At 44.5% G+C, this 21815-nt stretch carries 19 protein-coding genes; 8 read left to right on the top strand and 11 right to left on the bottom strand.

What is annotated here, in order from left to right; all coding sequences use genetic code 11:
- Nucleotides 1-28: 28 nt before the first annotated feature.
- Both panB and panC read left to right on the top strand, forming a co-directional pair.
- Entirely contained in the window at nucleotides 29-823 is a 795-nt protein-coding gene (gene panB, locus HUO09_RS13995; protein WP_188234366.1) for a 3-methyl-2-oxobutanoate hydroxymethyltransferase, read from the top strand.
- Between the two features lie 10 nt (nucleotides 824-833).
- Nucleotides 834-1700, top strand: coding sequence for a pantoate--beta-alanine ligase (gene panC / locus HUO09_RS13990; protein ID WP_188234365.1), 867 nt, complete (start codon nucleotides 834-836; stop codon nucleotides 1698-1700).
- A 115-nt stretch (nucleotides 1701-1815) separates the two neighbouring features.
- Here panC and HUO09_RS13985 read toward each other — a convergent pair whose 3' ends face one another.
- Nucleotides 1816-2586, bottom strand: a complete 771-nt coding sequence (locus HUO09_RS13985; RefSeq protein ID WP_167410393.1) for an ABC transporter permease — start codon at nucleotides 2584-2586, stop codon at nucleotides 1816-1818.
- Between the two features lie 9 nt (nucleotides 2587-2595).
- Nucleotides 2596-3507, bottom strand: a complete 912-nt coding sequence (locus HUO09_RS13980) for an ABC transporter ATP-binding protein (RefSeq protein WP_167410394.1) — start codon at nucleotides 3505-3507, stop codon at nucleotides 2596-2598.
- 282 nt (nucleotides 3508-3789) lie between these two features.
- Here HUO09_RS13980 and can point away from each other — a divergent pair, with 282 nt between their 5' ends.
- Nucleotides 3790-4458 carry a carbonate dehydratase gene (gene can / locus HUO09_RS13975; protein WP_167410395.1) on the top strand — a complete coding sequence of 223 codons (669 nt, stop codon included), beginning with the start codon at nucleotides 3790-3792 and terminating at the stop codon, nucleotides 4456-4458.
- Nucleotides 4459-4538: 80 nt separating this feature from the next.
- Here the strand turns inward: can and hpt are convergent, their stop codons facing one another.
- Nucleotides 4539-5069, bottom strand: a complete 531-nt coding sequence (gene hpt, locus HUO09_RS13970) for a hypoxanthine phosphoribosyltransferase (protein WP_167410396.1) — start codon at nucleotides 5067-5069, stop codon at nucleotides 4539-4541.
- A 311-nt stretch (nucleotides 5070-5380) separates the two neighbouring features.
- On the opposite strand from hpt, the gene HUO09_RS13965 reads away from it, so the two are divergent.
- The gene (locus tag HUO09_RS13965) at nucleotides 5381-5989 is read left to right on the top strand and encodes a LuxR/HapR/OpaR family quorum-sensing transcriptional regulator (RefSeq protein WP_167410397.1); all 609 of its coding nucleotides are present in this window, start codon (nucleotides 5381-5383) and stop codon (nucleotides 5987-5989) included.
- 80 nt (nucleotides 5990-6069) lie between these two features.
- Here HUO09_RS13965 and lpdA read toward each other — a convergent pair whose 3' ends face one another.
- The 7 genes from lpdA to xerD all read right to left on the bottom strand — a co-directional run bounded on the left by lpdA (nucleotide 6070) and on the right by xerD (nucleotide 16974).
- Nucleotides 6070-7494, bottom strand: coding sequence for a dihydrolipoyl dehydrogenase (gene lpdA / locus HUO09_RS13960; protein WP_167410398.1), 1425 nt, complete (start codon nucleotides 7492-7494; stop codon nucleotides 6070-6072).
- Nucleotides 7495-7728: 234 nt separating this feature from the next.
- Nucleotides 7729-9603 (bottom strand): pyruvate dehydrogenase complex dihydrolipoyllysine-residue acetyltransferase, encoded by a 1875-nt coding sequence (aceF, locus tag HUO09_RS13955; RefSeq protein WP_188234364.1) that lies wholly within the window; start codon nucleotides 9601-9603, stop codon nucleotides 7729-7731.
- Between the two features lie 19 nt (nucleotides 9604-9622).
- On the bottom strand, nucleotides 9623-12283 hold the full coding sequence (aceE, locus tag HUO09_RS13950; RefSeq protein WP_167410400.1) for a pyruvate dehydrogenase (acetyl-transferring), homodimeric type: 2661 nt from the start codon (nucleotides 12281-12283) through the stop codon (nucleotides 9623-9625).
- A 52-nt stretch (nucleotides 12284-12335) separates the two neighbouring features.
- Nucleotides 12336-13106: a pyruvate dehydrogenase complex transcriptional repressor PdhR gene (pdhR, locus tag HUO09_RS13945; RefSeq protein WP_167410401.1), complete on the bottom strand. Its 771-nt coding sequence runs from the start codon at nucleotides 13104-13106 to the stop codon at nucleotides 12336-12338.
- Nucleotides 13107-13498: 392 nt separating this feature from the next.
- Nucleotides 13499-15238, bottom strand: a complete 1740-nt coding sequence (recJ, locus tag HUO09_RS13940; protein ID WP_188234363.1) for a single-stranded-DNA-specific exonuclease RecJ — start codon at nucleotides 15236-15238, stop codon at nucleotides 13499-13501.
- Nucleotides 15239-15298: 60 nt separating this feature from the next.
- Nucleotides 15299-16054, bottom strand: coding sequence for a bifunctional protein-disulfide isomerase/oxidoreductase DsbC (dsbC, locus tag HUO09_RS13935; protein ID WP_167410403.1), 756 nt, complete (start codon nucleotides 16052-16054; stop codon nucleotides 15299-15301).
- An 11-nt stretch (nucleotides 16055-16065) separates the two neighbouring features.
- Nucleotides 16066-16974 (bottom strand): site-specific tyrosine recombinase XerD, encoded by a 909-nt coding sequence (gene xerD / locus HUO09_RS13930; RefSeq protein WP_188234362.1) that lies wholly within the window; start codon nucleotides 16972-16974, stop codon nucleotides 16066-16068.
- Nucleotides 16975-17154: 180 nt separating this feature from the next.
- Here xerD and fldB point away from each other — a divergent pair, with 180 nt between their 5' ends.
- Complete coding sequence (fldB, locus tag HUO09_RS13925; protein WP_167410405.1) at nucleotides 17155-17673, top strand: flavodoxin FldB; 519 nt, start codon at nucleotides 17155-17157, stop codon at nucleotides 17671-17673.
- 2 nt (nucleotides 17674-17675) lie between these two features.
- On the opposite strand, the gene ampD is transcribed toward fldB, so the two are convergent.
- On the bottom strand, nucleotides 17676-18218 hold the full coding sequence (ampD, locus tag HUO09_RS13920) for a 1,6-anhydro-N-acetylmuramyl-L-alanine amidase AmpD (protein ID WP_167410406.1): 543 nt from the start codon (nucleotides 18216-18218) through the stop codon (nucleotides 17676-17678).
- 273 nt (nucleotides 18219-18491) lie between these two features.
- Here ampD and nadC point away from each other — a divergent pair, with 273 nt between their 5' ends.
- From nadC to pilB, 3 genes are all read left to right on the top strand, one after another.
- Nucleotides 18492-19379 carry a carboxylating nicotinate-nucleotide diphosphorylase gene (nadC, locus tag HUO09_RS13915; protein ID WP_167410407.1) on the top strand — a complete coding sequence of 296 codons (888 nt, stop codon included), beginning with the start codon at nucleotides 18492-18494 and terminating at the stop codon, nucleotides 19377-19379.
- Nucleotides 19380-19647: 268 nt separating this feature from the next.
- On the top strand, nucleotides 19648-20097 hold the full coding sequence (locus HUO09_RS13910) for a prepilin-type N-terminal cleavage/methylation domain-containing protein (RefSeq protein WP_188234361.1): 450 nt from the start codon (nucleotides 19648-19650) through the stop codon (nucleotides 20095-20097).
- A gap of 15 nt (nucleotides 20098-20112) precedes the next feature.
- Nucleotides 20113-21801, top strand: a complete 1689-nt coding sequence (gene pilB, locus HUO09_RS13905) for a type IV-A pilus assembly ATPase PilB (RefSeq protein WP_188234360.1) — start codon at nucleotides 20113-20115, stop codon at nucleotides 21799-21801.
- The last annotated feature ends 14 nt before the right edge of the window (nucleotides 21802-21815 follow it).

Below are 21815 nucleotides of genomic sequence, written 5' to 3'. Positions count from 1 at the left end.
TGACCAATTGACTTAGTAAGGACATACAATGAAAAAAATAACAATCAACGACCTAATGAAGTGGAAAAAAGAAGGTCGTAAATTTGCTACCTCTACTGCCTATGACGCGAGCTTCGCGCAACTGTTTGAAAGCCAAGAGATGCCTGTTCTTTTAGTCGGCGATTCACTGGGTATGGTTCTGCAAGGCGAGAGTGACACTCTACCCGTCAGTGTTGACGATATCGCCTACCACACGCGTTGTGTACGTAAAGGTAGCCCTAACTGCTTGCTAATGGCGGACATGCCGTTCATGAGCTACGCAACCCCTGAACAAGCCTGTGAAAACGCAGCAAAAATCATGCGCGCTGGTGCGAACATGGTGAAAATCGAAGGCGGTGACTGGTTAGTCGATACCGTTAAAATGCTCACTGAGCGTGCAGTACCAGTTTGTGCACACCTTGGTTTGACGCCTCAGTCAGTGAACATTTTTGGTGGCTACAAAGTTCAAGGACGTGACCAAGAACAAGCCGATCGTATGGTGAAAGATGCGCTTGCACTGCAAGAAGCTGGCGCACAAATCGTTCTTCTTGAGTGTGTACCTGCCAGTTTAGCAGAGCGTATTACACAAATTTTGGATGTACCAGTTATCGGTATCGGTGCAGGTAACAGCACTGATGGCCAAATTCTGGTGATGCACGATATGTTCGGAATTTCAGCCAATTACATGCCAAAATTCTCAAAGAATTTCCTTGCTGAAACAGGCGACATGCATAAAGCTGTGGCAGCTTACATTGCTGACGTAGAAGCCGGACGCTTCCCTGATGAAGCACATACTATTGCCTAAGGAGTAGTTCATGCAGACATATGCTGATATCTCAGCTCTTCGCGAGCAGATCCAACAGTATAAGCGTGATGGTCGAAAAGTGGCGTTTGTTCCAACTATGGGTAACTTACACGAAGGTCACCTGACACTCGTACGTAAAGCTCGCGAATTAGCCGAAATTGTTATCGTGAGTATCTTTGTTAACCCAATGCAGTTTGAACGCGTGGATGACCTCAATAGTTACCCTCGTACACTGGAAGAAGACTATAACAAACTGACCAGTGAAAACGTGGAAATTGTATTCACACCGACCCCAGAAATCATGTACCCATATGGCCTTGATAAGCAGACTTCTGTAGAAGTGCCTGGGTTATCAACCATTCTTGAAGGCGCTTCACGTCCGGGTCACTTCCGTGGTGTGGCAACAGTGGTCGCCAAACTGTTTAACATCGTTAAACCTGATGTAGCCTGCTTTGGCGAAAAAGATTTCCAGCAGTTAGCTGTGATTCGCCAAATGGTTGTAGACCTATGCATGGATATCGAAATTGTCGGTGTCCCTACTGTGCGTGAGATGGATGGTCTTGCGATGAGTTCTCGCAACAACTTGCTGTCTCTAAACGAGCGTCAACGTGCGCCAGTACTCGCTCGTACGATGCACTGGATCAGCAGCGCGTTACGTGGTGGTCGTCGTGATTACGACTCTATCGTTGTCGATGCTCAAGACCAACTGCGCGCAGCGGGTCTAGAACCGGATCAAATTTTTATTCGTGATTCCCGCACTTTGCTACCAGTGTCTGAAGAAACCAAGCAAGTCGTGATTTTGATGTCAGCATTTTTAGGTAAAGTCCGACTGATTGATAATCAGGTTGTCGATTTCGTATCAGAACAACAGAGCTAAACCGATATTTAATTTCCACAATGCATTGGTTTAAAAGAAAAAAAGGTCAACTTATGTTGACCTTTTTTATTGAGCAAGAATGCACTCTTAAATGGGCTATCGCGAAGATAAATGATTAACTGCGCAGACCTTTACCTTTAGTGACCAAGTAATGAGCAACACAGTAAAGCACCACAACAAACACACTCAGTACACTGAAAGAAGTGACAATATCCACATCTGACACACCCAAGAAGCCATAGCGGAATGCGTTCACCATATAAACAATTGGGTTAACCTTTGACACACCTTGCCAGAACTCTGGCAACAAGCTGATCGAATAAAATACGCCGCCTAAATAGGTCAATGGAGTCAAAATGAAGGTTGGAACAATTGAAATGTCGTCAAACGTTTTGGCAAATACCGCATTGATTAAACCACCCAACGCAAAAACGACAGAGGTCATAAATACAGTCAGGAAGATGACGCCCCAGTGTTCCACATTCAAATGCACAAAGAACAAAGAAACAAAAGTTACCAGCGAACCAACCAGCAAACCACGGGTTACACCGCCCATCACATAGCCTGCAATGATGACGTAGTTAGGCACAGGTGCCACCAGCAACTCTTCAATATTCTTCTGCATTTTGGCACTAAAAAATGATGATGCTACATTCGAGTAAGAGTTAGTAATCACTGACATCATAATCAAACCGGGAATGATGTACTCCATGTAGCTAAAACCGTTCATCTGACCGATGCGAGAACCAATCAAGTTACCAAAAATGATGAAATAGAGGCACATGGTAATGACTGGTGGAACTAAGGTTTGCACCCAAATTCGCGTAAAACGAGTGACTTCTTTACTTAACAAGCTAACAAAAGCTGTCCAATAAATTTGATACATAGTGGTTCCTTAACTCTGTTCGCGAACAATTCGAACAAACAGCTCTTCTAAACGGTTAGCTTTATTACGCATCGACAACACCCTTACGCCTTGCTCTGTAAGCTGACTAAAGATGTGGTTCAACCCTTGTGTTTTTTCGATTTCTATTTCCAGCGAACCGTCTTTCAGGGTTTGCGAAATAACACCGTCAAGTTCTGTTAGCTGACTTTCGTTTTCGATATCCAACACAAATGTTTCAACGTGAAGCTTCGACAACAAACCTTTCATGGTGGTGTTTTCGATAACTTCACCACGGTTGATGATACCTATGTTACGACACAGCATTTCTGCTTCTTCCAGATAGTGAGTCGTCAGAATAATCGTAATTCCCTGCGCATTAATCTTCTTCAGAAACTCCCACATAGAACGGCGCAATTCGATATCAACGCCAGCCGTCGGTTCATCAAGGATCAGCAATTGTGGTTCATGCATTAATGCACGCGCAATCATCAGGCGACGCTTCATACCACCAGACAAGTTCCGAGCACGCTCTTTACGCTTCTCCCACAAATCCAGTTGAGTTAGGTACTTCTCAGCCCTCTCTTTAGCTAGCGCTTTTGAGACACCGTAATAACCTGCTTGCTGAGTAACAATCTGTTCTACGGTTTCAAACTGGTTGAAGTTAAATTCCTGAGGAACCAGGCCCAGTTGCTGCTTCGCTTCTTCAAGATGAGTATCGATGTCATAACCAAACACCTTCACCTTGCCCGACGTCTTGTTAACCAGCGAAGAAATGATACCGATAGTCGTCGATTTACCTGCACCGTTAGGTCCAAGCAAGGCGTAGAAATCGCCCTTTTTGACAGACACACTAATGCCTTTCAGCGCTTCAAAACCACCCGCGTAGGTTTTGCGCAGCTGATCTATTTCTAATGCGTACATAATGGAGCTCTTTTTGTGAGAATACCGTATATGTGCCGATTTTAACGGCGGTTTTCAACCCCAAACATCAAATAGTTTTTATAAACCTTAACAACTGTACGTTTAAATAGCCTTACTAACTGAATGTTGTTAATCGATAGAAATCATGGATAATTTTCTACACTGCTCAGATGAGTAATCTATAAGCAAAATAGTCAGAGATTGATATAGAGACATTGTGTATAGTTGGTTCATACCTAAGTATCTTGAAGTTACTTAGGTATTGTTATTAAGGGAAGTAACATGCCAGAGATTAAACAACTATTCGAAAACAACTCAAAGTGGTCAGAGTCTATTAAAGCTGATCGCCCAGAGTACTTTACTAAGCTCGCTGAAGGACAGAATCCAGATTTCTTATGGATTGGTTGTTCAGACAGCCGTGTACCAGCGGAACGTTTAACTGGTCTATATTCAGGCGAATTGTTCGTTCATCGTAATGTTGCCAACCAAGTCGTTCACACTGACTTAAACTGCCTTTCTGTTGTTCAGTATGCGGTTGATGTACTTAAAGTGAAGCACATTATTGTTTGTGGACACTACGGATGTGGTGGTGTGACAGCCTCAATCGACAACCCACAGCTGGGTTTGATCAACAACTGGTTACTGCACATTCGTGACTTGTACTATAAGCACCGCAAATATATTGAACAAATGCCAGAAGCGGATCGTTCTGACAAGTTGGCGGAAATCAATGTCGCAGAACAGGTCCATAATCTTGCGAACTCAACCATTCTACAAAACGCTTGGGAACGAGGACAGGATGTAGAACTTCATGGTGTAGTTTATGGTATTGAAGACGGCAAGCTAGAGTACCTAGGTGTTCGCTGTAACTCTCGTAAAACCATTAATGACAGCTACAATAAAGCCATGGATAAGATCCTAAATTCAGAACATAAGCTGCTTTGTCGCTGATCTCTTTGTATTGAAAACGAAGAGCAACTAAATGCAGAAAGCCCACAGAAGTGGGCTTTTTTATTGTCGCGCTAGGAAAATTATTCTTGAGGAACAACTTTGCCAATGTAAGGTAAGTGGCGGTATTTTTGAGCATAATCGATGCCTACACCAACAACGAATTCATCAGGAATCTCAAAACCTACCCAAGAGACTTCTACGTCCACTTCACGACGAGAAGGCTTATCAAGCAGCGTACAAATCTGAATGGATTTAGGCTCACGTAGAGATAAGATCTCTTTTACTTTATTCAATGTGTTGCCTGTATCAATAATGTCTTCAACAAGCAGAACATCTTTACCTTTGATGTCATCATCCAAATCTTTCAGGATACGAACATCACGAGAACTCGTCATTGAGTTACCGTAGCTAGATGCAGTCATAAAGTCTACTTGGTGAATCAGCTCAATCGCTCGTGCCAAGTCAGCCATGAAAACAAAAGAACCACGCAACAAGCCTACCAGCACCAAATCTTCGCTGCCTTGGTAGTGTTGAGTGATTTGCTTACCTAGTTCACGGATACGCTCCTGAACGTCTTGTTCAGAAATCATTACTTCAACTGTATGCTTCATACCATTCTCGTTTGGTTGGGGCACAATACACTAATAGACGCGCCGCAGAATTTGTTCGGCGCGTATAGTAACACTGCCGAGCAACAGAGTTAACCCTTTCTCCTACCCTAGATGATGAGTCTCTGTCTATATCATATGATCTTATTGATTAAGCTCATTTTTAATAATGGGAGCGAATACATAGTTCAAACATTGACCTTCATTATATGCACCAGTACACTCATAGAGCTTTTAGCAACTAATAAAATAATCATTAGAGTGGAAAACACTCAACTAACAACGTAACAAATCAAATGGCAGGATATACAATTATGGACGCATCTATTGAGAAACGCCCGAGGACTCGGCTATCTCCCCAGAAACGTAAACTTCAACTTATGGAAATCGCGCTAGAGGTTTTCGCCAGACGCGGCATCGGTCGTGGCGGCCACGCTGATATTGCTGAAATCGCTCAAGTCTCAGTGGCAACGGTATTCAACTACTTCCCGACCCGTGAAGACTTAGTTGATGAAGTTCTTACATACGTGGTTCGTCAATTCTCTAACTTCTTAACCGATAATATCGATTTAGACTTACCAGCCAAAGAGAACCTTGGCAACATCACCAAAGAGTTAGTGGAAATCAGCTATCAGGATTGCTACTGGCTAAAAGTGTGGTTTGAATGGAGTGCTTCAACTCGTGATGAAGTATGGCCGCTCTTTATGTCGACCAACCGAACCAATCACATGCTGGTTAAGAACATCTTCAGCAAAGCCATTGAACGTGGTGAGGTGTGCAGCAAACATGACCCAGAAGAGCTGACTATGTTATTCCACGGTCTTTGCTACTCCTTGTTTGTTCAAGCAAACCGCTTGGAAGATAAAGAGAGCATCAACCAGCTAGCGAATACCTACATGGGTATGCTGTGTATCTATAAATAACTAAACGTTAATTAAAAAATTAACGTTTAGATGTAAAAAAACCGCTGAATCTTCAGCGGTTTTTTGTCTCTCAAGAAGAATTATTTCTTCTTAGCTTTTGCGTTTGGCAGGTCTGTAATTGTACCTTCAAACACTTCCGCCGCTAGACCTACAGACTCATGTAGAGTTGGGTGAGCGTGGATAGTTAGCGCGATATCTTCAGCATCACAACCCATCTCGATAGCAAGACCGATTTCGCCTAGTAGTTCACCACCGTTAGTACCAACGATAGCACCACCAATTACGCGGTGAGTCTCTTTATCAAAGATTAGCTTAGTCATACCATCTGCACAGTCAGACGCGATTGCACGACCTGATGCTGCCCATGGGAATGTCGCCACTTCGTAGTTGATGCCTTCCGCTTTCGCTTCTTTCTCAGTCTTACCAACCCAGGCAACTTCTGGCTCAGTGTACGCAATTGAAGGAATCACTTTAGGATCGAAGTAGTGTTTCTTACCAGAGATAACTTCTGCAGCAACGTGACCTTCGTGAACACCTTTGTGAGCAAGCATTGGTTGACCAACGATGTCACCGATAGCGAAGATGTGAGGTACGTTAGTACGCATTTGCTTGTCTACATTGATGAAACCACGCTCATCAACTTCAAGACCCGCTTTCTCTGCATCAAGAAGTTTACCGTTTGGTACACGACCGATAGCAACAAGAACCGCATCGTAACGCTCAGCTTCAGCTGGTGCTTTTTTGCCTTCCATTGAAACGTAGATACCGTCTTCTTTCGCTTCAACCGCTGTTACTTTCGTTTCTAGCATCAAGTTGAACTTGTCTTTGATGCGCTTGGTGTAAACCTTAACGATGTCTTTATCCGCAGCAGGGATCACTTGGTCGAACATTTCAACAACGTCGATTTGAGAACCCAGTGAGTGGTATACCGTACCCATTTCTAGACCGATAATACCGCCACCCATGATCAACAGTTTTCCAGGTACTTCTTTCAGCTCAAGAGCGTCAGTTGAGTCCCAAATACGTGGATCTTCATGTGGAATAAATGGAAGTTTGATTGGGCGAGAACCCGCAGCAACGATAGCGTTGTCGAAGTTTACAGTTGTCTTACCGTCTTCACCTTCCACTTCGATAGTGTTAGGACCAGTAAACTTACCAAAACCGTTAACAACAGTAACTTTACGCATCTTAGCCATACCGCCAAGACCGCCAGTTAACTGGTTAATTACTTTTTCTTTCCATAGACGGATTTTGTCGATATCCGTTTGAGGTTCGCCGAATACGATACCGTGTTCAGCAAGAGCTTTTGCTTCTTCAATAACTTTCGCTACGTGAAGAAGTGCTTTTGATGGGATACAACCCACGTTCAAACATACACCACCTAAAGTGTTGTAACGTTCGATAATAACAGTTTCCAGACCTAAGTCGGCACAACGGAATGCAGCGGAGTAACCAGCAGGACCTGCACCAAGTACAACAACTTGGGCTTTAATTTCTTTGCTCATTTCGACCTCTTGTAGTCAATATCCCTAACAGGCTGAGTGGGTATGATATCTTTTTGTATAATACGTTTATTTTTCAGACCGCAACAGTTTACAGAGATGTTAATGGTGTGAAAAGTAAATCCATTTAGCCTGTGAGCTAGCCAACAATTCAAATGCAGGAAAAGCATTCCTTTTTCAAATTGATTGGGTAAATACTGAATCAAGGCGGCTATAGCCGCCTTGTCTCTTTTTTGATTACAGCACTAGACGACGGATGTCGCTTAGGCAGTTGTTCAAGTAAGTGATGAAGCGTGCACCTTCCGCACCATCAATCACACGGTGGTCGTATGATAGTGATAATGGAAGTTGTAGGCGCGGTACAAAATCTTTACCGTTCCATACTGGTTTCATCTCAGACTTAGATACACCAAGGATACCCACTTCTGGCGCATTCACGATTGGCGTAAATGCAGTACCACCAATGCCACCTAGGCTAGAGATAGTGAAACAGCCGCCTTGCATGTCTGCTGCAGTCAGTTTACCTGCACGAGCTTTCTTAGATACTACAGCTAGCTCTTCAGAAAGTTCGTAAATGCCTTTCTTGTTCACATCTTTGAATACTGGAACAACTAGACCGTTTGGCGTATCAACCGCGATACCTACGTTCACGTATTTCTTCAGAATCAAGCTTTCGCCATCTTCAGAAAGAGAAGAGTTAAATGCTGGGAACGCTTCAAGTGCTTTAGCAACAGCTTTCATGATGAACACAAGTGGAGTGATCTTCATGCCAGTGTCTTTTTTCGCTTCAATCGCATTTTGCTCTTTACGGAATGCTTCTAGCTCAGTGATGTCTGCGTTATCCCACTGTGTAACGTGAGGGATCATTACCCAGTTACGGTGTAGGTTCGCACCAGAAATCTTCTTAATACGAGATAGAGGTTTAACTTCAGTTTCACCAAACTTGCTGAAATCAACTTTCGGCCAAGGAAGTAGACCAAGAGCTGCGCCGTCACCTTTACCAGAAGCTGCAGTACCAGATTCAAGACGTTTAAGCGCCTCTTTCACGTAGTTCTGTACGTCTTCTTTCAGGATACGGCTCTTACGGCCTGAACCTTTCACTTTCGCTAGGTTTACACCGAATTCGCGCGCTAGGCGGCGAACAACTGGTGAAGCGTGAGCGTAGTCGTTGTTCTCTTCAAATTCAGTTGCTGCAGGAGCTGCTGGTTTCGCTGCTTCAGCTTTAGGTGCTGGAGCTGCCGCAGGAGCCGCTGCTTGAGCTGGTGCTGCTGGCGCAGGAGCTGCACCGGCTACTTCAAACACCATGATCAATGAGCCAGTTGATACTTTATCGCCAGCTGCAACTTTGATTTCTTTAACCGTACCAGCAAACGGAGCAGGTACTTCCATAGAAGCTTTGTCGCCTTCAACAGTAATCAGAGATTGCTCTTCAGTTACTGTATCGCCAACAGCTACCATGATTTCAGTCACTTCTACTTCGTCGCCACCGATATCTGGTACGTTCACGTCTTTCGCTGCAGATGCTGCAGGAGCCGCTGCTGGTGCTTCAGCTGCCGCAGGTGCTGCTGGAGCGCCTGAACCTGCAACTTCAAATACCATGATAAGTGAACCAGTAGAAACTTTATCGCCAGCAGCAACTTTGATTTCTTTAAGAGTACCAGCAAATGGTGCAGGTACTTCCATAGAAGCTTTGTCGCCTTCTACAGTGATCAAAGACTGCTCTTCTTCGATAGCATCGCCAACGGCAACCATGATTTCAGTGACTTCTACTTCGTCGCCACCGATATCTGGAACGTTAACTTCTTTAAGTTCAGCTGCTGCAGGTGCTGCTGCCGGAGCAGGAGCCGCTTCTGCCGCTGGAGCAGGCGCAGCAGCGCCCGCTTCTTCTTCGAAGATCATAATAAGTGAACCAGTGGTTACTTTATCGCCTTCAGAGATTTTAATTTCTTTTACGATACCTGCTTGAGAAGCCGGTACTTCCATAGAAGCTTTATCGCCTTCTACAGTAATAAGAGATTGTTCTTCTTCAACCTTGTCGCCAACGCTTACAAGAATCTCAGTAACTTCAACCTCATCCGCACCGATGTCAGGTACATTAATTTCGATTGCCATTATTCTTTCCTACCTTCAATTAAGCGTATAGCGGGTTTGTTTTTTCAGTGTCGATGTCAAATTTCTTGATTGCTTCAACAACCACAGATTTCTCAACATCACCACGTTTCGCTAGTTCGCTTAGTGCTGCAACCACAACGTAACCTGCGTTCACTTCGAAGTGACGACGTAGGTTTTCACGGCTGTCTGAACGACCGAAGCCATCAGTACCTAGTACTTTGTATGACTCAGCTGGGATAAATGCACGTACTTGCTCTGCGTAGTTCTTCATGTAGTCAGTTGCAGCGATTGCTGGCTCAGTACCCATTACTGTTTGAATGTAAGGAACTTGTGCCTCTGCTTCAGGGTGAAGCATGTTGAAACGCTCTACCGCTTGACCATCACGAGTCACTTCGTTAAATGAAGTTACAGAGTAAACGTCAGAAGAAATGCCGTAGTCATCGCTTAGAATTTGCGCTGCTTTACGTACTTCGTTCATGATAGTACCCGAGCTCAATAGCTGAACTTTACCTTTAGAACCTGTGTAAGTTTCTAGCTTGTAGATACCTTTACGGATGCCTTCTTCAGCGCCTTCTGGCATTGCTGGCATTGCGTAGTTCTCATTCATCAGAGTTAGGTAGTAGAACACGTTCTCTTGATCACCGTACATGCGACGAATACCGTCTTGCATGATTACCGCCACTTCGTAAGCGAATGTTGGATCGTAAGAGATACAGTTAGGAACAGTACCAGCCATGATATGAGAGTGGCCATCTTCGTGCTGTAGACCTTCACCATTAAGTGTTGTACGGCCTGCTGTTGCACCAAGTAGGAAACCACGAGCTTGTTGGTCACCCGCCATCCATGCCATGTCGCCAACACGTTGGAAACCGAACATAGAGTAGTAGATGTAGAACGGGATCATTGGCAAGTTGTTTGTGCTGTATGAAGTTGCAGCAGCAACCCATGAAGACATAGCACCTAGCTCGTTGATACCTTCTTGTAGAACCTGACCTGACGTTGCTTCTTTGTAGTAAGAAACGATGTCGCGGTCTTGTGGTGTGTAGTTCTGACCGTGTGGGTTATAGATACCAATTTGGCGGAACAAACCTTCCATACCGAAAGTACGAGCTTCATCAGCAATGATAGGAACAATGTTCTTACCGATGTTCTTGTCTTTAAGTAATACGTTCAGAGTACGTACGAATGCCATTGTTGTAGAGATATCACGCTTCTGCTCTTCTAGTAGAGGCTTGAACTCTTCAACTTCAGGAATAGTTAGCTCTTCAGTAAATTTCGGTAGACGCTGTGGCGTGTAACCGTGTAGAGCTTTACGACGAGCGTGTAAGTATTCGTGCTCTTTCGAACCTTCTTCCAGTGTTAGGTATGGAAGTTCTTTCACAGCTTCGTCAGTTAGAATGTCTTGAAGACCTAGACGATCACGTAGGTGTAGAACGTGAGTCATATCCATCTTCTTAACTTGGTGCGCGATGTTCTTACCTTCTGCCGCTTCACCCATGCCGTAACCTTTAACTGTTTTCGCTAGGATTACAGTTGGACGACCATTGGTTTCTTGTGCATTTTTGAATGCAGCGTACAGTTTAGAAGAATCGTGACCGCCACGCTTAAGTGCGAAGATTTCGTCATCAGTCATATCTGCTACTAGTGCAGCAGTTTCTGGGTATTTACCAAAGAAGTGCTCACGTACGTACGCGCCATCTTTAGATTTGAATGTTTGGTAGTCACCGTCGATAGTTTCGTTCATTAGCTGAAGAAGCTTACCAGACGTGTCTTTAGCAATTAGAGAATCCCAGTTGCTACCCCAGATAACTTTAACAACGTTCCAACCAGCACCTTTGAACAGACCTTCTAGTTCTTGGATGATGCTACCGTTACCCATTACAGGGCCGTCTAGACGCTGCAGGTTACAGTTGATTAGGAAACATAGGTTGTCTAGTTTCTCACGCGCAGCGAAAGAGATAGCACCACGTGATTCTGGCTCATCCATCTCACCATCACCTAGGAACGCGTATACACGCTGCTCTTTGGTATCTTTCAGGCCACGGCCGTCTAGGTACTTAAGGAAACGAGCTTGGTAGATTGCAGAGATAGGACCAAGACCCATAGATACTGTAGGGAATTGCCAGAACTCAGGCATCAATTTAGGGTGTGGGTATGAAGGAATACCTTTACCGTCTACTTCTTGACGGAAGTTATCTAGCTGCTCAGCAGTTAAACGGCCTTCAACGAATGCACGTGCATAGATACCAGGAGAGATATGACCTTGGTAGTAAACTAAGTCGCCACCATCTTTCTCGTTTGGAGCACGGAAGAAGTGGTTGAAACAAGTTTCGTAGAATGCAGCCGAAGATTGGAAAGACGCCATGTGGCCGCCTAGCTCTAGATCTTTCTTAGATGCACGTAGAACGATCATGATTGCGTTCCAACGGATGATTGAGCGAATACGACGCTCAAGTGTTGTATCACCCGGATATGCTGGCTCTTGTGCTGCTGGGATCGTGTTAACGTAATTCGTTGTGATGCCTGTAGGCATATCAACGCCATCTAAACGAGCTTTCTCTAGCACTTCTTCTAGAATGAACTGCGCGCGCTCTACACCTTCTTCACGAACAACTGACTCAAGGGCAGCTAACCACTCCTGAGTTTCCAGTGCGTCTACGTCATGCTTCATGTCGGACATGGCGATCTATCCTTCTATTGGTTGGATTCTATTTATAATCGCAATAAACCGCTTACTGCGGCTCATTACCCTGTTGGATTCGACGTAAAGAACGCTCACGACGAGACTGCTCTCTGGTCAGTTCCAACAATGTTTCTTCAATATAAGCTAAATGAGAATGTGACATCTCGCGCGCCATATCAGGCTCACCAGAAACAATCGCATCCACGATGTTAGCTCGGTGCTTGTTTACTTTCTCAACCGCTTCTGGGCGGTGACGGAGTAATTTAAAATTCTGTAAAATGTTTTGCTCTAGCAAAGGCGCAAGACTACGAACGATATGCAGAATGACCACATTGTGAGTCGCTTCGGTAATGGCAATCAAAAACTCCATTACGGTTGAAGCTTCTGCTTCAAAATCGTGTTTCTCTTGCGCTTCGTTAATTTTCAATACGCTTGATTGAATACGAGCAAAATCTTCTGCTGTACCACGTAAAGCAGCAAAATAGGCAGAAATACCCTCTAATGCATGTCGCGCTTCAAGTAAGTCCAGCTGAGTTTCTGAATGATTTGACAATAAATTTAGCAGAGGATCAGAGAAACTTTTCCAAATCTGCTCACTGACGAACGTACCACCGCCTTGTCGACGGGTAAGTAGACGTTTAGCTTCTAAGCGTTGAATAGCTTCACGAACCGATGGACGAGAGACTTCAAACTGTTTAGCTAACTCGCGTTCTGGTGGCAGTTGCTGTCCTGGGGACAGAGTTCCTTCAATAATCAGTCGTTCCAACTCTTGTTCAATAACATCAGAGAGTTTCGGCTGACGAATCCTTTGATAAGCCATAATTTATTATTCTTCTACTCTTTATGCCTTGCTGGCAATTGGTAATACCAATTTCAAATTGACGAAGAAATTAACATATACAACCTGTTAGTGTCCAGCCAATTATTGACCTAAATCATAAAACCAGCCCCATACAAACAGCTTGTTAACAATAATAAACCACTTTCGACATATTATTGGTAAGACCAATTACAAATCATATACAGAACACAAGTAGTGAGCATGAATTGTTACCAATTCATTGCATGAATGATGCTAGGCACTTTTTAGAATAGGAATCACAATTACTTACCAAACAGCAGTCTGCCAATAAGAGAATTGCCACAAATCTTGAGGAGTTGATAGCGGCTTAAAGCAAGCCGCTAAAAAGAAAAGTTATTTCAATGTTAAGTTTATTTTGCTTCTAAATGGTCGATCATTAGCTGTAAAGACTGGTTACCCCGGAACTCATTGATGTCCAATTTGTAGGCTAATCGTACCGTTTTAACTGAAGCGTCGGGCCAACGTCGCAGGTCAATATTGAAGGCTATTCCATCAATCATAATGTTGGTTGGATGACCTTTATGAAGCGGTTCAAGCATCAACTTGAGATGCTTTTCTCCTACCAACTTTTGGTGCAACACTTTAAATTCACCGTCAAAAATCGGCTCAGGAAAGGCTTGTCCCCATGGACCACCAGCACGCAGTGTTTCTGCGGTGTGCATAGAGAATTCTTCAGGCTTGAGTTCACCATCGGTCAAAATCACTCCTTTCAGCATCGCATCATCAAGGTCTTCACGAACGACGTCATCAAACAGCTTACAAAACTGTTCAAAATCTTTTTCTGCAATCGTCAAACCTGCGGCCATCGCATGCCCGCCGAATTTTTTGATAATTCCCGGATTCTGAGTATCAATTTTATCCAATGCATCACGCATATGCAGCCCAACAACAGAGCGACAAGAGCCTTTGATCACCCCATCACCACCATCAGCAAAAGCAATCACAGGACGGTGATATTGCTCTTTGATACGTGAAGCCAGAATACCGATAACCCCTTGATGCCAGTCTCTTTGGAACAGCACTAAGCCATACGGCAATTCGCTGTCCTTACCGAACTCTAGACGTTCACAAAAGGCCATCGCCTCTTGCTTCATTCCCTCTTCGATATCTTTACGAGTCTGGTTTAAACCATCTAATTCACTCGCCATTCTGCGTGCAGCATGGATGTTATTACACAGTAAAAGCTCAACCCCAAAAGACATATCATCCAAGCGACCAGCAGCATTAATACGCGGACCGAGAGCAAAACCAAAATCTGATGCAACCAGTTTAGTCGCATCGCGTTTGGCAACTTCAATCAATGCTTGAATACCCGGCCTTGCTAAACCTGCTCGAATTCTCTGTAATCCTTGGTGTACCAGAATGCGGTTGTTTTCATCCAGCGCGACCACATCAGCGACCGTGCCTAAAGCCACTAAATCGATCAATTCCATCAACTTAGGCTCTTGCATGCCTTGTTCGGCAAAGTAGCCAACTTTGCGCATGTGTACACACAAAGCCATCATCAGGTAGAAAGCAACGCCCACACCCGCCAATGCTTTTGAAGGAAAAGCACACTGCTGAAGGTTTGGGTTCACCATGGCATCCACTTCCGGAAGTTCATTTCCCGGCAAATGGTGGTCAGTGACCAATACCTGTAAACCTTTTTGCTTGGCATAACGGACGCCTTCGATGGAAGAAACGCCGTTGTCGACGGTCATAATCATCTCAGCACCTAAGCTGATCGCCTGATCAACCACTTCAGGGCTTAATCCATACCCATCTTCAAAACGGTTGGGAACCAAATAATCCACATTACGGCTACCAAGCATACGCAAAGCCAGTACAGAAAGCGCAGAACTTGTCGCGCCATCAGCATCAAAATCACCCACAATGATGATTCGCTTTTGCTCTTTAATTGCTTGATATAAAAGTTCAACCGCCTGTTCGATTCCGTGCAATTTTTGGTATGAATGCAATGCCTTAGCGGCTTTATTCAATTGCTCTAAATCGGTAACACCACGGTTTAAATAAACACGTTTTAAGATGGGCGGAATAGAATCAGGAAGAAGAGATAAATCAGGTTCTGGTCTGCGTTGAATTTCGATCATAGCTGGATTTCTGTCATACATGCTCAGGCTTGAGTCACCTCAAGCCTGTATCCTCGGTAATTATTGCTGTTGTAGTCGTTGTTCAAGTTGTGATGGAGGTAAATACCCACCCACCATATCACCAGACGGTAAGAATATGGCTGGTGTACCACTAATACCTAACTGACGACCAAGCTGATAATGGTCCGTGATCGTTTGTTTACACTGAGCGAGGTTTTTACCTTGCGCGACTTCAGCTGGCTCACGGGTCACTTTTGCATTGTGCATTGCTGATGCCGGATCTTCCGAACACCAGATTTTCGCCATATTGTCAGCGACTTGCCCACTCGGTCCCTGACGCGGGAAAGCCAGATAGCGAACGGTAATACCTCGCTTATTGTATTCCTTCATCTCTTGATGCAAACGAACACAATAACCACAGGTAATATCGGTAAACACAGTCACAGCGTACTTTTCATTATCCGCTTTGTACTCGATCATGCTGTCTCTGAACTGCGCGATTTTTTCAGCATTGATTGGCGCTTGGCGTTTCGCCATCACATCAACATAAGAGCCGTCTTCACCAAGCTCATAAAGTGTACCAGCGATTAGATACTTGGCATCAGGAGACGCAAATAACACACCGCCTTCGGTATTCACTTCAACCAAACCGTCAATAGATGAAGGAACAACATCAATCACAGGCATTCCCAGTTTTTCAAATTTGCTGATGAAAGCCTCTTTATCAATATCCGTCGCCGCAGAAGAGCCTGTTGAAAAACCGGCTAAAGCTAATAATGGTAAGAGAGATAAAGTCAGTCGGCGTAATACGCTCATTAAAATCACCTTTAAGCCCTTGGATGGTGCTCACTATGTATTTGTTTAAGTCGCTCAGTTGCAACATGAGTATAAATTTGGGTTGTCGATAAGTCACTATGCCCCAAAAGCATCTGTACCACACGTAAATCCGCGCCGTGATTTAACAAATGAGTCGCAAAAGCATGACGCAAAACGTGTGGTGAAAGTTTCTCAACATCAATGCCAGCAATCACCGCATAATGTTTGATTCGATGCCAGAACGTTTGTCTGGTCATTTGCTGCGCTCGTTTACTCGGGAAGACCACGTCTGAGGTTTGCTGACCTAATAATTCAGACCGTCCTTGATGGAAAAAAGTTTCAATCCATTCAATTGCGTTCTCTCCCATCGGAACCAAGCGCTCTTTTCCACCTTTACCAATAACACGCACAACCCCTTGGCGTAGGCTGATATTTTCTGTGGTCAGAGACACCAACTCCGTTACACGCAGTCCAGTCGCATAAAGCAACTCCAGCATGGCTTTGTCTCTAAGCTCAACAGGGTCATTAAGATCTTGGGCATTAAGCAGAGCTTCAACCTGCTCCTCGGTCAAATCTTTTGGCAAGCGCTTAGGCAACTTCGGACTCACCATTAAAGCCGTTGGATCATCACTGCGGATTTTTTCACGATGCAGATATTGAAACAGACGACGTATTGCAGAGAGCATTCGCGCACGCGAGGTCTGCTTATAGTTTTGGTCAATTAACCAAGTTTGGTACTCTTGCAGACCCGATAAACTGATGTAGTTCAGACGGTAGTTATTCTTATTCATCCAGCCTAAAAGCTTTGTCAAATCATTACGATACGAAACCACCGTATTTTCTGACAAGCCTCTTTCCAGCCAAAGAGTATCTAAGAACTGCTCCATGATTCCTTGGTCAGGCAAAAATAATTCCGACACGTGTTCCTCTTTTTCTTATCATTATGCGAGATATCGACGATATGCCAAATAACCACCTAGGCTACGAGATATCGCATGGATATACCATAAAAATCGGGCATGCTCAGGATATTCGCTGCACTCTGGGGCATTTTATGTTTAGAATCTACCATCCCAGAAAAAGAAAGAACTGAATAACGTATGAAGATTGGTCTATTTTACGGCTCAACGACCTGCTATACCGAAATGGCTGCAGAGAAAATGCGCGCTATTATTGGTGATGATCTGCTCGACATCCACAATGTAAAAGAAACACCACTCAGCTTAATGGATGACTATGATCTGCTAATATTAGGCATCTCGACGTGGGACTTTGGAGAGATCCAAGAGGACTGGAACGAAATATGGGATCAAATAGATGGCGTATCGCTAAACGGCAAGTCCGTCGCGTTGTTCGGCTTAGGCGATCAAGAAGGCTATGGCGAATGGTATCTGGATGCGATGGGACTGCTGCACGACGAGATCAAGAAGACGGGAGCTAACATCATCGGTTACTGGCCTGTTGAGGGCTACACCTTTGAAGCATCAAAGGCACTGACTGAAGATGGGACTCAGTTTGTTGGCTTAGCGCTAGATGAAGATTCTCAATATGAACTCAGCGACGAGCGTATTGCCACTTGGATTGAACAGGTTCTGACTGAGTATCAAGAGTCTCTATAAAATCACTCAAGTAAAGCGCGGTACTTTATCCAGTCAAAGACCAAACCTGGGTCTGTTTTACGCATCGGGGCAATGTATTGATGCCCCGTTATTCTTGGCACCGTGATTTGCGGATACGCAACCATCAGCTCTTGGCTGAGATTGGCTAACGCCTGATATTGTTCCTCTGTATAAGCAACAAAATCTGTCCCCTCCAGCTCAATACCTATCGAATAATCATTGCAGCGCTCTCTGCCTGCAAAAGAAGACTGACCTGCATGCCACGCTCTGGCGGTAAACGGCACAAACTGCACCACTTCACCGTCTCTTCGAATCAAGCAATGCGCAGACACCCCCATTTTATGGATCACTTTGAAAAACGGATGTTCATCCGGATTCAGCTTACCGGTAAAAAACTGCTCAATATGATCACTACCAAACTGGCCCGGTGGCAGGCTAATGTTATGCACCACCAGCAATGAAATATCGTTAACGTCGCTTCTCTCATCAAAATACGGTGACGGCACTTTGCGCGCAGTGTGATACCAACCTTGGTTATCAATCATAAGAAAAGCCTTAATGCTCCAGATGAATAAAATTTAATTTAACTACTTATACTCAAACTAATTGGAGTTGCAGGTAGGCGGCAAGTAAGTGAATCCCCTGAGCATAGATAAACTATGTGATTGGGGTGAACGAACGTAGCCACCATACCAAAACATAAAGCGCTGCAACTTCAAGTAGGAAGAGTATAACAACGAAATACGAGATTAAGGGCTGAATTTAAATCTTACTCAGCGTATTATTCCTGCCTCTGTTAATCCGGACTAAGATTTGCGATGAAAAATACTCACAATAGCCAAGAGCGCCTTGATTACCTAAAACAACAACTACCATTGGAAATTGCTCGCACCGTTGAAGCGACCCTAAAGGAAGATTTAGGTGGAACTCTCGACCCTGCGGCTGATCTGACAGCAAGTCTTATCCCTGCCGATGTGCAAGGCACAGCGACCATTATCACGCGAGAATACGGTGTGTTTTGTGGTAAAGCTTGGGCGGATGAAGTCTTCAAACAACTGGGTGGTGAAGTCAAAATCGACTGGCATGTGGAAGATGGAGACAAAGTCGAGCCAAACCAAACACTGTGTACGCTTTCAGGCCCTGCTCGAATCCTGCTTACAGGCGAGCGCAACGCAATGAACTTTATTCAGACACTCTCAGGTTGTGCAACGACAACCGCTGAATATGCGAAAGCGTTAGAAGGTACCAACTGCCGTTTACTGGATACGCGTAAAACTATTCCGGGTTTACGTAGTGCTCTGAAGTACGCAGTCGCTTGTGGCGGCGGTTATAACCATCGTATCGGTGTGTTTGATGCTTACCTAATTAAAGAGAACCATATCATCGCCAATGGCGGCATCACTCAAACGATTAAAACAGCGAAAGAACTTAATCCGGGTAAACCTGTTGAAGTTGAAACAGAGAGCCTAGAAGAACTGCGTGAAGCGATTGAAGCTGGCGCAGATATCATCATGCTCGACAACTTCACTATGGATATGATGCGTGAAGCGGTTGCGATTAATGCAGGCCGTGCGGCGTTGGAAAATTCAGGCAACGTCACCCTAGAAACACTGCGCGAATACGCGGACACAGGTGTTGATTACATTTCAGTGGGTGCGTTAACTAAGCACGTGAGAGCGATGGATCTCTCTATGCGTTTCAAATAAGCGTTTTAAATAAGCGCCGCAAATAATCATCAGCAAATTTGATCCTAAATTTGTTTCAATTTTAAGACCCGCTTCGGCGGGTTTTTCGTTCCTTCTTGATACTCCATTCCAAACGAATGCGAAGCCAGTCGAAAGCTTTTGTTGAGGATATGAAAGTCGTTCAATAAATAAACCTCATCACTCGCGCAACTGAACGGCTGTCGTTCTCAATATCAAACCAAGCACATAATCTCTTGCTCCGAATAGCCCAAACAAACGGAGAGAGGCAATGAAAACAAATCAGCTTAAAAAACAGAAGGGTTTTACCTTAATTGAATTGATGATTGTGGTTGGCATCATTGGTGTGCTTAGTGCAATCGCAGTTCCAGCCTACCAAAGCTATCTATTAAAAACGGAAGCGAACACTGCCGTCAGTATTCCTAGAACGCTATTAACCAATATCGATTTAGAGATTCAAGAAACTGGAGCATTTCCAACTAATTTAAATGAAGTAGGGGGAGATGCAAACATGAGCGCTTTAGGCGAGCTAGCACTTGCCAACACAGGAACGACTGAAGGAACTCTTATTTTTACAATCAAGAGCGAAAGTGCACTTAAAGACAAAACCGTTACTTTTACTCGTAGTGCGAATGGCTGGAAATGTACCCACACTACAGGACAAGAATTAAAAGGCTGTGCTGATCCAGCATCCGCCACTGCAGCTAACCCTGCAACTTAATAATAACGAACCCTAATGATAACCAACCTAATTGCACTGTTGCGCCAAGCCGAACTATTGAGCTTGGCGGATGAGCAAAGCGTGGTAAATCATATTGAAGCTTCTGACGCTAGTGTGCCGGAAGCTTTGATCCAACTTGGAATAATAGAATCGTCCGATCTCGCCAACCATTTAAGTCAACAGTTACGCATGCCTGTGATTGACCTTGTTGGGTTTGATTATGCCGATGTCTGCCAGCAACTTGGATTACGAGAACTGATCACTCGCTTTAATGCTCTGCCTATCCAAAACCAAAATAACCAATTACTTCTGGCGGTATCAGACCCCACTCACCCGAGTGTAGAAGATGAGTTTCGCTTCACAACTGGCTTAAACGTTGAACTGGCCCTCGCCGATCATAAATCATTGCAAGCCGCTATTCGTCGCCTCTATGGTAGAACTATCAGTGATGAATCTAAGCAAAACAAAGAAATCAGCCAAGATGAACTAGCAAGCTTGGTTCAACTTTCTGATGACGAACTGCAATCGATTGAGGATCTCAGTAAAGACGAATCCCCTGTGAGTCGTTTTATCAATCAGGTGTTACTTGATGCTGTGCGTAAAGGGGCTTCCGATATTCACTTTGAACCCTATGAAGATGTGTATCGTATTCGCCTGCGTTGTGATGGCATCTTAGTTGAAACTCATCGCCCTGCGAGCCATCTCAGTCGGCGGCTTGCAGCGCGTATTAAAATCCTTTCAAAGCTGGATATTGCCGAACGACGACTTCCACAGGATGGACGAATTAAACTGCGTTTAAATCGGGATACTGCGATTGATATGCGAGTTTCATCGCTGCCAACTTTATGGGGAGAGAAAATTGTATTACGTCTGCTTGATAGCAGCGCGGCCAATCTCAACATCGATAAGCTCGGTTATGACGAAGTACAAAAACAGCACTATTTAGATGCCCTTAAAAAGCCACAAGGCATGATCTTGATGACGGGGCCAACAGGAAGCGGAAAAACCGTTTCTCTTTATACAGGTCTTCGCATACTCAATACCGCTGAAATTAACATCTCCACTGCGGAAGATCCGGTGGAAATCAACCTCTCTGGCATTAATCAGGTGCAAGTACAACCAAAGATAGGTTTTGGCTTCTCTGACGCGCTACGCTCATTTCTGCGTCAAGACCCAGATGTGGTGATGGTGGGTGAGATTCGAGACCTCGAAACAGCGGAAATAGCAGTTAAAGCGGCTCAAACAGGACACTTAGTCTTATCAACGCTCCATACCAACTCTGCCGCCGAAACCGTCATACGTTTAGCCAATATGGGCGTTGAACCCTTCAATCTTGCCTCATCTCTGAGTTTAATCATCGCTCAACGTCTAGCTCGCCGTTTATGCAGCCGCTGCAAAATAGCCACTACGCCATCCGTCACCTTGCAATCACAGTTTAACTTGTCAGCGGACGAAACCATTTACCAAGCCAATCACTTAGGCTGTACCGAATGCACCGGAGGGTATTCGGGGCGCGTCGGAATCTATGAAGTGATGGCTTTCAATGATGCTCTTGCTGAAGCCGTCATGAATAAAGCAAGTGTCGCGCAAATCGAAACCATCGCTAAGGCCAATGGCATGAGCACTTTGCTGGACTCAGGCGTACAGAAATTAAAGCAAGGTGTCACCAGTTTTACCGAGTTACAACGCGTTTTGTATTTCTAATCAACAGACCCTAG

It is taken from the genome of Vibrio sp. Y2-5 (genome assembly GCF_014596725.1).
GTDB lineage: Bacteria > Pseudomonadota > Gammaproteobacteria > Enterobacterales > Vibrionaceae > Vibrio.
Note: the sequence above shows the minus strand (reverse complement) of the source record. Positions and strands in the feature narration are given on the sequence as shown.